Source organism: Rhodothermaceae bacterium (genome assembly GCA_009838195.1).
GTDB lineage: Bacteria > Bacteroidota > Rhodothermia > Rhodothermales > Bin80 > Bin80.
The window spans coordinates 1-14,293 of the sequence record VXSC01000014.1; the positions used below are offsets into that span (position 1 = coordinate 1).

General features: G+C 48.0%; 9 protein-coding genes and 1 pseudogene. 6 read left to right on the forward strand and 4 right to left on the reverse strand.

What is annotated here, in order from left to right; translation table 11 throughout:
* The first annotated feature begins 112 nt into the window (after positions 1-112).
* The 4 genes and pseudogenes from F4Y64_02945 (at position 113) to F4Y64_02960 (ending at position 3,664) form a co-directional block, all read left to right on the forward strand.
* On the forward strand, positions 113-1,354 hold the full coding sequence (locus F4Y64_02945) for an ImmA/IrrE family metallo-endopeptidase (GenBank protein ID MXX96556.1): 1,242 nt from the start codon (positions 113-115) through the stop codon (positions 1,352-1,354).
* A 16-nt stretch (positions 1,355-1,370) separates the two neighbouring features.
* Positions 1,371-1,520, forward strand: a complete 150-nt coding sequence (locus F4Y64_02950) for a DUF4411 family protein (GenBank protein ID MXX96557.1) — start codon at positions 1,371-1,373, stop codon at positions 1,518-1,520.
* A gap of 177 nt (positions 1,521-1,697) precedes the next feature.
* A pseudogene (locus F4Y64_02955) lies at positions 1,698-2,984 on the forward strand (transposase).
* 278 nt (positions 2,985-3,262) lie between these two features.
* Positions 3,263-3,664: a DUF4411 family protein gene (locus F4Y64_02960; GenBank protein MXX96558.1), complete on the forward strand. Its 402-nt coding sequence runs from the start codon at positions 3,263-3,265 to the stop codon at positions 3,662-3,664.
* A 323-nt stretch (positions 3,665-3,987) separates the two neighbouring features.
* Here the strand turns inward: F4Y64_02960 and F4Y64_02965 are convergent, their stop codons facing one another.
* Both F4Y64_02965 and F4Y64_02970 read right to left on the reverse strand, forming a co-directional pair.
* Positions 3,988-5,142: an ATP-binding protein gene (locus tag F4Y64_02965; GenBank protein ID MXX96559.1), complete on the reverse strand. Its 1,155-nt coding sequence runs from the start codon at positions 5,140-5,142 to the stop codon at positions 3,988-3,990.
* A 278-nt stretch (positions 5,143-5,420) separates the two neighbouring features.
* A complete protein-coding gene (locus F4Y64_02970) occupies positions 5,421-6,308 on the reverse strand; it encodes a dienelactone hydrolase family protein (protein MXX96560.1) in 888 nt (295 codons plus the stop codon).
* Positions 6,309-6,711: 403 nt separating this feature from the next.
* Here F4Y64_02970 and F4Y64_02975 point away from each other — a divergent pair, with 403 nt between their 5' ends.
* A complete protein-coding gene (locus tag F4Y64_02975; GenBank protein ID MXX96561.1) occupies positions 6,712-9,099 on the forward strand; it encodes a 2OG-Fe(II) oxygenase in 2,388 nt (795 codons plus the stop codon).
* 543 nt (positions 9,100-9,642) lie between these two features.
* Here F4Y64_02975 and F4Y64_02980 read toward each other — a convergent pair.
* Entirely contained in the window at positions 9,643-10,788 is a 1,146-nt protein-coding gene (locus F4Y64_02980; protein ID MXX96562.1) for an ATP-binding protein, read from the reverse strand.
* Between the two features lie 420 nt (positions 10,789-11,208).
* Between F4Y64_02980 and F4Y64_02985 the strand changes: the two genes are divergently transcribed.
* A complete protein-coding gene (locus tag F4Y64_02985; GenBank protein MXX96563.1) occupies positions 11,209-12,900 on the forward strand; it encodes an amidase in 1,692 nt (563 codons plus the stop codon).
* 344 nt (positions 12,901-13,244) lie between these two features.
* Here F4Y64_02985 and F4Y64_02990 read toward each other — a convergent pair whose 3' ends face one another.
* Positions 13,245-14,186, reverse strand: a complete 942-nt coding sequence (locus F4Y64_02990) for a hypothetical protein (protein ID MXX96564.1) — start codon at positions 14,184-14,186, stop codon at positions 13,245-13,247.
* Positions 14,187-14,293: the final 107 nt, after the last annotated feature.

A 14,293-nucleotide genomic window follows, 5' to 3' on the forward strand; every position in this document is an offset into this window, starting at 1 on the left:
TCGAATACACAGAGAAAATTATCCCTCTACAAAATCAAAAAGGGGGGAAGTTCAGTTATTCGTCCATTCAATCTGCTGCAGTGAGTCATCAAAATCTCTTATCTGTCTAGTCATGCCACTCGTAAATCCAGACATTATGGTTTGGGCGCGCAAAACTGCAGGGCTCACGATCGAGGAGGCAGCCACCAAAATTCAATTAGAAAGACACAAACTGGAGAAGATTGAGCGGGGTGAGGATATTCCTACTCCGTCAATGCTTCGGAGAATGGCGGAGAAATATAGACGGCCACCGGTAACATTTTATCTGGAAGATATTCCGCGAAAATCAAATTATGGGACGGATTTTCGGGGGCGAGCCAAAGAGTATACGCCTAAGGAAGAAGCTCATGTATCGGCTCTTCTTCGCTATGCCCAGTCAAGTCAGCAACTAATTAGAGCCACGTTAGAGTTAGAGGAAGAAGCCATAATTCTACCATTTGTGGGATTCTTGAGGCAAAAGTGGAATTTACCTAAGGAAGCCGGATCTGTAAAGCAAAGGCTTCTGGACATGTCCACAAGCCAATACAAAGAGTCGGTCAGTGACGCATTAGGCGGATTAGATTTGGTACTTGGAGATGAGTGTACGCGGGATATATACCATGCGCAACCGAATAAAGCTAAATCCTTCAAGTTGCTTCGGGCCTCATGTGAGCGTTCTGGAATCTTTGTGATTCTAAAGAATGATCTAGGGAGCTATCACACCAAGATGTCGTCCAATTTGTTTAGAGCATTTGTGGTTGCAGACGAGATTGCTCCATTGATGGTAATCAATAGTGGGGATTCCGAGGCTGCTAAGTCATTTTCTTTGTTGCACGAAATCGTCCACTTGCTCCTAGAGCAAACGGGGATTAGTGATCTTGAGTTATCAAACCCCATTGAGAAATTCTGTAATCAGGTAGCTGGGCAATGGCTGCTGCCATCGGAGTCATTAAAGGCAGTGTGGACGGGCGACCAATCTCGCCTGCCTGAACTTGCGGGAATGATATCTCAGTTGTGCGAGCAATGGAATCTGAGCCATATGATGGTTGCGACGAGACTCCATCAAGAAGGATTGATTTTGCAAGAGGTATACTCACAACTCATGGAGGTATACAAATTTGAATGGGAACGGTCCCGGCAGCATAATCAGAAAAAGTCAACGGGTAAACAGGATGGAGGACCTGGATATTTCACAACCCAGCGTAGCAGATTGGGGGAGGGAATGCTTCACTTTGCTGACAGAATGATACAATCGGGTGGTCTGACGGTCTCCAAGGCGGCGATAATTCTGGGCGTAAAGCCATGGAATGTGTCCAAGTTGCTGAATCCCAAATAAAGGCAACAGGATTAATATGCTGTATCTTATTGATGCTAGTTCCTTGATCACCGTTTTCTATTCCTTTTATTCCCCCAACATGGTTCCGGAATATTGGTCATGGTTAGAGTTCCAAGCTAGAAAGGGTGTTTGTCAGCTATTCCCACTAAGCCGAAACCTTCTCTGATCGGGGAGTTTTTGGCATGATTTTCGCAAACTTTTTTGTTCATTTTCGAGCAGATTCATTGCATTCGTGCGATTCTGTGTAGTGGAATTATGATTGGACCGTCAAAGTCATTCGTATTTTCCCTTCGAGTTCATGAAAAAAAAGTCGATTCACAAAGCACAGAAGCGTTTCCGTAAGATGGGTTTACTTCAAACGGTTCGTGCTTGTTTTGCGGAGATTGAGGATACGGTCGCGGGTCGGGGCTACATCCTGACGGACTATTTGTTGTCGGGACTGGCCGTATTTGTGCTGAAGTATCCGTCCTTGCTTGAGTTTGACAAGCGTGCTCGGGGTGGAGATCTTCCGGTGCTTCAGAATCTGAGGACTCTGTTTGGGATCCGGAAAGTTCCGTCCGATTCGGCACTACGGGAACGTCTGGATACGTTGTCTCCGCGCGCCTTGGCCCTGCATTCAAGAAGTTCTTCGCCCAGTTGCAGCGGAGTAAGGTTTTGGAGGCCTATAAATATATTGATGGGCATCTATTGATTTCGGTGGATGGCACGGTTGTTCGAAAGACGTGCGTTGTGCCCACTGCTGCGAGAAGCATCATCGAGACGGGAGTACGACCTATTATCATCAGATGCTGTGTGGTGCGGTGGTCAGTCCGGATGAAAAGGAAGTTATTCCGTTGGCCCCGGAGCCAATTCAGAACACCGATGGCGCGACCAAAAATGACTGTGAACGAAACGCATCTATGCGATTTTGGGATGATTTTCGGCGGGAGCATCCGCACCTGAAGACCATTGTACTTCAAGATGCTCTTGTCTCGAATGCCCCCTATATTCGGTATTTAGAGGGCGCAGGCTGCGATTTATCCTCGGCGTGAAGCCCAAAGGCCACAAGTTTTTGTTCACGTATTTGCATCGAAGCGCGGAGGCGCAATCATTGGAGATCCAAACCGACGGCGGCGTCCTTCACCGATTCAAATACCTCAATCAGGTTCCTCTGAATGAATCTAATCAGGAGGTAACGGTCAATGTTCTTCACTACCAAGAGATCCAGCCTGGAACGAAGCGGAATCCGAATCCCAAACCGAAAACGTTTACTTGGGTGACGGACCTCCCCCTTGAGGCGGGCACCCTCATGAAGATCATGAACGCGGGGCGGGCACGATGGAAAATTGAGAACGAAACCTTCAACACGTTGAAGAATCAAGGGTATCATTTTGAGCATAATTTCGGACACGGCCACCAACATCTCTCCACGGTATTCGGGCTCCTGATGATGCTGGCCTTTCTGATGGATCAGATTGAGTTACGATGTGATGGATTGTTCAAAGATGCGTTCGACAAGATGGAACGACTCAAGTATCTGCGAGAGCAAATTCGAACGATGGTCCGAGAGTTTGTTCTTGAGAGTTGGGAATTTTTGTATCTGGCGATTGCAAAGGGATACCAGGCCAGTATACAGATTGACTCCTCCTAGTGGATCGACTCCGCTTCGGGAAACGATCTTGACGCTCAACAAGGGGACTTCGCGAGCATGGGAGAGGTGTCTCCAGGGATCCGTAAAGGGAGAATTCCTGCATATTTTCAACACGAAAATCCGCATAGAAAACACGAAAATGAAGATGCCTCACAGAAAATTGTGGCCGAATGGCTCGTTTGATGAAATGCACGCCGTTAGCGGGAACCCCTGGGTGTTTGTAAAATTCCCCCCATGGTATTCGCCGAAATTAAACCTAAAGATGAACAATTCAAGGAATGGCTCGCAAAAATAAGGAAGACCTCATTTTTCGTCAAGATGAGCAGATTGAATTTGTCAGACGGGTGATCACAGAAGGATATGGAGGAATCTTAACAGGTGTAGATTTGAATCGGATAGGTGGAGACCCTTTTCTGATCGCGTCAGCACTGGAAGATCCAAAGTACCGTACTGTGGTCACTGAAGAAGTGTCCAAACCCAATGCGCAAGGGGTAAACCGCAAGATACCAGATATTTGTAAAGATCTGCAGGTCGAATGTATTAACATTCTTAAATTCAGCAAGACTCTAAACTTTAATACAAACTGGAGGGAAGAAATCCCTGAGTTAGAGTTGATGCGTTATTCAGGACCAGATTCTCCCACTACCTCACTTTTCAATGATCCAAGTTCGGATAATTGATCATGTCCCTTATCCGTCGGATCCCAACTGTTGAATGAAGATTTGGTAAGACTGGAATGATTCTATTCATAACATTCCGTAATTGAACCGACAGAAAAAACTCTTATAATCAACCCGAAATCAGATGAGACTTTAGGGTAAAATCATATCTGAGATCAAGGAAAAACACGATTCAATCATTTCATTCAGGAGGAATTATGAAGGGATATTTAGAGATCAGGAAGGATGAAACCATTGCTCCAGAAAAGACATGCTTTCAGCGGTTTGTATCTGAACTTCCCCAACGTTTTGATGGATGAATACGGATCATGCCCGTTCCCTGACTAGACATTCTGCACACTCTCAATCGTGTAGTTTTCCACAAGCCAGGTGTGCATAGACGGGATAGGGATGAAATGCTCCCCATCCCGCTCATCCAAAATGCCCTTCCGTTGGATAAGTTTCACTAAATCTTCTGCCTTATCCCTACCAAAATTTTCTCGCAGAGACAATTCTACAAAATCAATGTCAACGGGAGATCCAACAGGGACCCCCTTAATTATTTCTGCCAAGCAAACGCGGTGTTTTTTGAGTAGTCCCCTTGCTCTGCGTTGATAATAATCCTCACGAGATGCAGCCCCCACTTCAAATACCCGATTCAAAATCTCAGGAGTCATGTTTCCGTTATTCTCGCGCAACAGTTTTGCTGCAGCATCCCCATACGAAATAATATGTTCAGGCCATCCGTATGTCTTGCTTGCAATGGCTTCAATCCACTCAGAGGGATCACCCTTCACCCCGCCATCCTTGACGAGGAAATCTCGAATAACAGCATGCTCGGAGTCTTTTTCCAATGGTTTAAGTGCTACGAAGCATCTCTTTGACATCCGCGAAATTCCCAACTTGTCAAAGGCGGCCTCCGTACCACCCAAGCCTGCTGCTAATAGTATAACAGGTTTTCCCATCCCACCATTGTGGATGGTATCAAGCAAATCACGCGCGTCTTCAAAACGCTCTACTGGATGATCGCTCGCACTGGCCAAGTGTTGTGCTTCATCCAGAATGAGGAGCAATGGTTTTTTTCGTTTCTCGACTAGACCATGACTGGTCTCTTCTCGGACAGGCTTAGAAATAGATATGCCATCCTTAACCAACTGTGGTAAAGAAATTTCTAACGACAGTTCCTTTAACTGTGGGAGGTTCCAGAAATCAAGAGCTCGAAACATTTTTTCTTTGTTCCAGAGAGCGCCAGATTTGATCTTTGCAATATGCCATCCATCCTTTTCTGCCCGCTTTTCACACTCGTAAAGGAGTGCCGTTTTTCCAACCCCTGGGGGACCCTGAATAATGAAGGTTGACCCACCATTTATTTTTTTTGAATCTTCGGCAAGCTCATCAAATTTCCCGAAAACGTCGTCCCGTCCATGGAAATACTTTGCGGGTCCACGGTCAAATGTTGCCGAGAGTTGTTTAGGCCTGGACGATCGGGATGTGGACATGTTTCGAACACTCTGCGGATGTAATATACCCTGGGTAGGTCAAGAATGTTTGCTGGGGTGCATACGACTGACTCTCACCTCAAAATATTCATCACGACCTCGCTACCGTCTATAACGCGCGCATTTGTATGAGGCTAAATTAGGATTACCGGCGTGGCTAAACGTGCTGAATGGCCTTTTCGACGGTGAAATGGCACAACTACAGGTTGAACCTTAAGCATTGCCTGACATGCTCCGAGATAGAGACTCAAATTTAAGGATTTCGTGTCACGTTAATGTTAGTCTTGGTCTGGAAGATGTTCATCGAAGAACGCAACGGTTCGCTCCCAAGCGAGCTTCGCCCCTTCTGGATCAAATCGGGGTGTGGTGTCATTGTGAAATCCATGCTGCAGTCCTTCGTAGATATAGGAAGTGTACTTTTTAGCATGCTCTTTCAGGGCAGCCTCGTATGCTGGCCAGCCAGCATTGACACGTCTGTCCTGCTCGGCGAAGTGGAGCAGCAGTGGTGCCTGGATTTGCGGAACCAGGTCTGTGTCAGGTTGTCCACCATAAAACGGAACGGCAGCACCGAGCTGAGGAATATGTACAGCCATCATATTGGAAATCCACCCGCCAAAACAGAATCCAACGACTCCGACGCGTCCGGTGCATTGAGCATGTTCCTTTAGGTATTGGTACCCGGCGATGAAGTCTTCAAGCATTTCTCCGCGCTCTCTCTGACGCTGCAATTCACGCCCCTCGTCATCTGTGCCGGGGTATCCTCCAAGTGGAGTGAGTGCATCCGGGGCCAAGCCAATGAATCCAGCCAAGGCAACTCGTCTGCATACATCTTCAATGTGGGGATTCAGCCCACGATTCTCATGCACAACCACTACCCCGGGCAGGGTTGTATTGAGATCTTCCGGGATGCAGAGCAGTGCACGCATCGTACCTGCGCCTTCAGGGCTCGGGTAGGTTACATATTTTTCGATTAAACGAGGATCTCCGCGCCGGACCTGTTGAGCGGTAGAATATTTTGGGGATAGAAAGTCAAGCATCGCCGCGGCAGTCATGGTGCCGACGGCATACTTGGATGCCTTGTCTAAAAATTCCCGACGGGAAATTTGACTGTGAACATAGCGGTCAAACAGGTCGAATACTTCAATCGGGAGACTATCTTTGGTCATTTTATTCTGGTTTGAATTCACAACATTCTAAGAGCGGTTTATACGGCCTATTTGCCTGTCTCTTTACACGAAGGATCTAATTCTGTTCGATTTTCTCGTTGCATTTTCTGTTCCTGCTAGAGGATTCGATACAAACAACCGCCGGGGAATCAGTGTCATCTAATGCCTGAACTGCAGGATGCTAAAGCTTCCATCAGAAATCCGAAGCCGAGATCGTGGAAAAATCCGAAACGGGTTTGCTAACCATCAATCAATATGAGACATCCTGTTCTCCCTGTCACAAAAATTTTGAAAGATCCGTTGGGAAAATGCTCCCAAGCCCACTGGAATTTCTTGAAAATTCACTAAATTCGCGTCCCATCTCACGGTCAAGGCCGAAACCCCGAGTTTACGTTTAACGATAATGGAAAATCAAGTCATGGAACACGATCAGACAAACAAACTTCTGACTGACCTGCTCAAGTCAATCGATCGCCCAGGAGATTATTGTGTAGGCGATAAACTGTATGTGCCGATGCCGCAAATCACTGTTGATAGCGTGGGAATTCTATCGTTTCCGGTGTCAAAGGTACAAATTGGTGCATTGATCGATGTGGCGGAACGTGCTCCCTACGGAAAAGGAACCGAGACACTTCTGGACGCATCTGTGCGCGATTGCTGGCAGATTGATGCCGATCAGATTCATGTGACTGGTGGTGCCTGGCCTGCCACGTTCAAGAAAATCATGAACCTCGTGAGTGAAGGCTTGGGGATTGGCCAAGGGGAGCTTGATGCAGAGGTGTATAAGCTACTCATCTACGAGAAAGATGGATTTTTTGCTGCTCACAGAGACACGGAAAAAGTGCCGGGAATGATTGCTACCCTAACTTTATCGCTGCCAACTTTAGGAGAAGGTGGTGAACTAGTCGTTCGTCACGGGGGCCACGAGACCGTCTATAATATGAGTGCTCAGGAACCTTCAGAGCTTTCATATGCAGCATTTTATGCAGATTGTTTGCATGAAGTCCGGCCAGTCACTGAGGGCCACCGCATATCTCTTGTCTTCAATCTGTTCATTCGCTCGGGTAAAAAATGGATCGGTGCACCTGAGTATACCACATTGACCGAGAAGGTCAGGTCATGCCTCGTAGATTGGAGAGACCATGGGCATACGGACAAGCTGGTCTGGTTGCTGGATCACTCGTACAGTGAAGATGGCTTGTCTTTTGATACGTTAAAGGGCACTGACACAGCCGTGGCACAGATTTTAGGAGAGGCGGCTGATGGCGCAGATTGCGACATGCACGCCGCCGTGCTGTACATTCATGATACAGGAGATCCAGAGATAGATTATGATGGGGATTATTGGGGAGAATCCTCGACAGGCTCTACGATTGTAGAACTGCATGAACGTGTAGAACATCTGGAGAATTGGGTTGCTCGTGATGGCAGCAATCCGCCTTTTGGTGAGCTTTCATTGGAAGAAATTGAATTACTTCCTCCAGGTGCAACAGATGGTGCTGAGCCAGACGAGGAGTTGCTGGAAGATTATATGGGTAACTATGGCCCGACGCTAGACCTCATCTATCGATTTGCCGCCCTTGTTGTATGGCCAAAGGGGATGACAGTGGAAATCGTAGCAAAAGGGGGAATCAAAAATGCAGTGTCCTGGGTGGCTATGCAACTCAATCATATCAGCGATGCCGAAATGCGTCTGCTGCTATCCAAGTTGACAGACCTGTGGCCGGAGGATAGAAACACATATCACGATCGTAACCTGCCTGAAATGCTTCGGCTTCTCGGTGCAACAGAGCATGCAGACATCGCAAAGGACTTTCTCAATCGGGTCGTTGTAAACCATTACGACGGCAGGGAGAACGAGACTCTCACCCATCTAATGCCCGTGGTTGGTCCCGAGTGGGCCAAGGAGTTTTTGCCAAAGATTGTAGAAAAATGGATGCCGGAGCACCCCAAGGAGATTCTTTTCCTAATGACTCTGGTCGATGAGAATTTAGGCCAAGCCGAATCAAAATGGCGTAGCGTGGGGCGAGACATGATACGATCAGCCGTTACCAATCTTCGTGCTGTTCTAGAAGAGAATACAAAAATCCGTGAAAAAGAGCAAGCTTATCAGCGTTTACACAAGGAGATATTTGAACATTTCGGCTCCGAATCCGAGAACGAACAATTGCTGGATGGTTCGACAATCCGCGATTTTTTCAAACTTGCTCTGAGCCTGAATATGCCTCAAGAGTCCGCCCAGGCTGCGGTCATCATTGCGGATTTTCCGAAGGCAGTTACGCCGGACCGGATGTTGCCCGAAGTTCTGGAAGATTTGTGTAAAATCGGGCAGGTTACCGACACACAAGCTTACAGATTACTATGGCGGCAATCGACTGACTTTTTGCTCCAGCGCAGTAGTGCTCCCCCCGATGAACCTACGGACTGGGTCATTGATGCTGAGATACCGTGCACGAGTGATCTACTTGTACAACTCCAAGAATTTTGCCAGAGCCCTGAAGCGCGGGTCAAGCGGTTCAAGGTCAATAAGGAACTGCGTACACATATTGAAGTAACGATCAAGAAATTACGTTTGGATATGGACCTTGCGACTGAGCGTCAAAATAGGCCTTATACATTGGTCTGTACCAAGAACCGAGCTACTTACAAGCGGAGACTCAAGGAGTATTTCGAAGATGTTCGTTGCATGAACATGCTGTTAATGTTGGTGCCGCGCGAAGGAACGGAAGATGCAGAGTTGGATCGAGTACAGTGCCTTGAGGCAGCCAAGATGGCCAATCAAAGCAGTTAACATCCCGTCGTATAAATATGACGCTTGCGGAGTACGAAAAATGACGGAATACCCACTCCAATCAGAGACTGATTCCAAAGAAAAGACGAAAATGCACGATGGTATCGCTAGATCTTGGAATCTCTGGGGGCAAGTTCTGCTGTAAGGATTGTCTGCATGATCACCTAGATCATGCAGACACCTGCTCTTCTGCTCAGTGATCCGGATGGCAGTCGATCTTTGGGGAGCGTATTTCGCCAGAACTTTCCCTACGCTGAATTAAATACTGGCTAATAGGTACTCTTGGGCGGGATTCAATCAAAGGAGTATGCTGACTCTTTCCATCAATTTTAGTCGTTAGTGTGTATTCATTAACCTTGCTGATATTATCGTTCCCAACCTTGGCTTTAATCATTCAGTTTTTGTTCTGCTCCTTTGACGAGGCCGGTGGATCCCTTTTAACGCGGATGTCTCGCGGTGTAAGTCGCGTGTCTACGACTTCCCGTGACGCTCCGAAGGCCTTAGTGGGCGACCTAAACCATGCATTTACCCCGACTGTAAGGGCTACTCCCTTTCAATGGCATAGTTTTCCACAAGCCAAGTATGCATAGACGGGATGGGAACAAAATGTTCTCCATCACGCTGATCCACCACCCCCTTTTCATTGATGAGATCTACCAACTTTTTCGCTTCACTTCCTCCAAAATGTTCAGCCAGAGTATCCTCAATAATGTCTATGTCAAAAGGGGCGCCAACGGGGATATCCTTAATTACATTCGCTATACAAACGCGGTGTTTTTTTCTCAACTCCTCTACTCGCCCCTTATAGTAGTCAATTTGCCCAGTTCGCCCATATTTTAGTACTACAGACAATCCTTCTGCAGACATTTTTCCATGGTTCTTGCGTAGAAGATCTTTGGCAGCTTCCCCATACGAAACAATATGTTCGGGCCATCCATGGGTTCTGTTTGCAATGGCTTCAATCCATTCAGACGGATCTCCTTTTGCCCCTCCATCTATGACGATAAAGTCCCGAATCACTGCGCGCTCAGCCTCCTTATCCAAAGGTCCCAGCTCTACAAAACATCTCTTTGACATCCTGGAAATTCCTAATTTCCTGAAAGCTGGCCGTGTACCACCCAATCCAGCTGCCAATAATATGACGGATTTTCCCATCTCTCCATTATGGATGGACTCAAGCAAGTCACATGCGTCATGGAAGCGGTCAGACGACAACCCCGCACTTTTTGACAATCTTTGTGCCTCATCTAGAACGAGGAGTAATGGTTCCTTTCGTTTTTCGACTAAACCATGACTGGTCTCTGCGCGGATAGGTTTAGAAATAGATACCCTTCCCTTGACAAGTTGTGGTAAAGAGATTTCTAACGACAGTTCCTTTAACTGTGGGAGGCTCCAGAAGCCAAGAGCCCTGAACATTTTTTCTTTATCCCACAAAGCACCGGACTTGATCCGTGCGACATGCCATCCATTCTTCTCTGCCCGCTTCTCGCACTCGTACAGGAGTGCAGTTTTTCCAACCCCTGGGGCACCCTGAATAATAAAAGTTGATCCACCCTTTACTTGTTCAGATTTTCTGGTAAGTTCATCAAATTTCTCGAACACGTCGCCCCGTCCGTGGAAATACTTCGCGGGTCCACGGTCAAATGTTGCCGAGAGTTCTTTCGATGTGGATGATCGGGGTTTAAACATGTTTCAATCACTCCGCGAATGAAATATACCCTGCGTAGGTCAATAATGTTTGTGTTGGCGCGTACCATAGACTGCGAATGGCAGGATCATCCGCTTCCGGTATAGCATCGTAAAGGACTACCTCATTATATCCCGATCATCCATACCCGTTGGATTTGACGCGTCGGGTGCAGGAAAAACAATACCGGAACTTTCTTCTTTTTGTATTTTTGGGCATACGATTATCGTACGAATACAGATAACTCAGTACCTGGAGCTTTGACCATCTACCTCAAAAACAGGAAAGCTGATGTCTAAAGAGGAGAGATAATCGAACATCTCATAGCTTATCTGCAGTCTTGATCAAAATAAGCTGAATCATGAACGATTGCAGATGATCCGCCTTAACCGGGAGTTCCATCCCTGAAAAAATTCATCCCGATGCCCTTGAGTCGACGTCATTTTCTTGTTGCGTGTTCCTCCATCGGAGTAGCGGATACGACATTCCCCGACATTCTCTCTCGTCAAGAGGGCCCCATTACTGTAGAAACCATCGCATGTGCGGAGGAGATCGCCGGGATTGAGCTTACTCAGGAGCAGCGAACGCAGTTGGTAGAAGATCTTGAGGAGCATGTAGACCACTATGCTTCGGTTCGTGAGCTGGAACTGCCCAACGACGTGCAGCCTGCACTCATATTTGATCCAAGCAGGTCCGGTGTACGGCCTGCATCCGGTGGGCAGGGTCTAAGGTGGGAACCCAGTCCAGTAGATCACCCGGCCAATGCGGAAGATCTTGCATTCATGCAGGTGGCAGAATTGGCATACCTTCTCAAATCAAGAGCCGTCTCCTCCGTTGACCTTACCACATTGTACATTGAGCGACTGAAGGAATACGACGGTGTCCTTCAGGCCGTCATCACCCTCACGGAAGACCTGGCATATACACAGGCCGCACAGGCGGATATCGAATTGGATGCCGGGATTTGGCGTGGCCCCTTGCATGGAGTACCCTGGGGAGCCAAAGATTTGCTCAGTGTTCCCGGCTACCCTACGACTTGGGGAGCAATGCCATTCAAAGATCAGACCCTGCGTGAGAAGGCTGCGGTGGTAGATCGTTTGGAATCTGCCGGTGCAGTTTTGATAGCGAAGCTATCTCTTGGCGCTCTTGCTTGGGGGGATGTATGGTTTGGTGGCAAAACTAAGAATCCATGGAATATTGATCAGGGATCCAGTGGGTCAAGTGCCGGACCAGGGTCTGCAGTCGCTGCGGGGCTGGTTGGATTTGCGATTGGATCGGAAACGCTGGGATCCATCGTGTCTCCTTCGACCAGAAACGGGGTGACAGGCCATCGCCCCACCTATGGACTGGTGAGCCGCCATGGGGCGATGACGCTCAGTTGGAGTATGGACAAGTTAGGGCCCATGGCACGCTCCGCACTTGATTGTGCTCTGGTGTTTGAAGCAATTCGGGGAGCAGATACGCGAGATCCTTCGACCATTCAAGCACCGTTCCCATTTTCGCTGCAAAACGATGTCAATTCTTTGAGAGTTGGATATCTGAAGGAGGCTTTCGAATCCGATTACTCCGGAAAAGAAACGGATTTGGAGGCCTTGGATGTGCTACGTAGATTAGGCATAGATCTCATCCCAATCACGCTTCCGAGAGATTTGCCAGTTAGCGCGATGCTGACGACACTGGGCGTAGAAGCGGCGGCTGCATTTGATACATTGACACTCAGCGGTGGGGTAGACCAAATGGTGCGGCAAGGCAAAGGTACATGGCCACATGAATTTCGGGTGAACCGCTTTGTGCCAGCGGTTGAGTTTCTTCAAGCTTCAAGATGCCGGTCAATTCTTTTGCAGCGTATGAATGAGGCGATGCAAGAGGTGGATGTGTTTTTGTCTCCGACATTTGGGAGTAGGACATTGTCCATAACCAATCTGACCGGTCATCCATGTGTGAGCGTCCCCAATGGGTTTGATGTACTGGAAGATTCGCCGGATTCTGTGCGTCGTCAACCTCGCAGCATCACTTTTTCTGGGCCACTCTACGCAGATGCCGAGGTGCTACAACTTGCACATGCGTATCAGTCTGCGACAGACTTTCACCTGCAGCGCCCATCAATTCATTGAGACAGAAGAAATGGAATCTCATATCCCGAACCGGCGACGTTAGAAAAAATTGGCAACTGGCAGGGCATAATCTGAATACAGGAAGATTCTCGCAAACCTCTCCTCCAACCGGTGAAATATATCCCTAGAACCCTGACCTTATCCACAGGCTGCCAGGGACTTCATCTGCCACTGGCTTGCCGACGAAGAGAATGGCCCCCTCGCACTCCTGGTCGGACTTGCTCCGGCGCAGTTTGAGGCCGCCGTTCCGTCCGGCTTCACATAGTGCAGATCCCGGACGCGAAGACGGGTCCAGATAGATCAGGTCGATACACTCCGAATTGAATCCACGGAGTATATCAAGATTACCTCCGGTCCAGTCCTTTTCGTCCGCACCGTGGACCTTTCCATTCAATTCCGTTCGCTTTCATCCATCTGCGGACTCTCCGCTTGGTGCAAAGTCCTGTATTTTCAAAATAAATCGACTCCAGAGCAATGCTCTGATTCTTTCCAGGAGATTCGCACATTGGAACGGTGCCCATCAATTTGTTACCATTTAACCATAGCCTCGTCAAGCTCGGAAACTGCGTGCAGTAATCGTTCGGAATCGTGCCGGTAATATCGTTGTAATCCAGCCATACCCATTGCAGCGAACTCATTCCCGTGAAGTCTCCAGGAAAGGTGCCAGATAACTGATTCTCCTCCAGAAACAAGGTTTCCAGGTTGGTCAGATTACTCAGCGTAGAAGGCAGAGAACCAGATAGTCTATTCCCATCCAAATCCAAGCGAATCAGGTTCGTCAGATCGTAGACCTGCGTCGGGATATTTCCTGTAATCAGGTTCACACTCAAATCCAGGACGGTTAATCCTGTCAGATCGCCAATGGAGGCAGGAATGGATGTCAACTTATTGTCGCTCAGATTCAGGGATCCCAGAACGCTATTGATGCTCTCCAATTTAGATGTGTTCAGTGTGCCGCTTAATCCGTTATTCGTCAAGTCAATCGAGAACTTTTCAGACTCGGAATTATAGGTCAGTCCATGGAAGAGGTCTTCTAAACTGGCCAAAGTGGATCCAAAGGAACCACCGGCCGTCCAACCTTGATTATTTGTCCAGGAGGTTCCACCATTGTCTGCAGCAAACTCGCGTAACACACGAAAAACATCCAGAGGCGACAGATCATTATTCGTTTTCCCATGCACCTCTCCCGCTTCCTCTATTTCCGTCGCTACCAGTTCTGGATTCATCACTTGATCATTACAGCCAATCAACATGGCAAACATCATTAGGTAAAATAGTGTTCTCATCGTGTCTACTTCCTCAGAAGGTTTTGTGTGTTCTTGAGCCATAGTCCATATTTGACGCGGGGGGGGGGGGGGGGGGGGGGGGGGGGGGGGGGGGGGGGGGGGGGGGG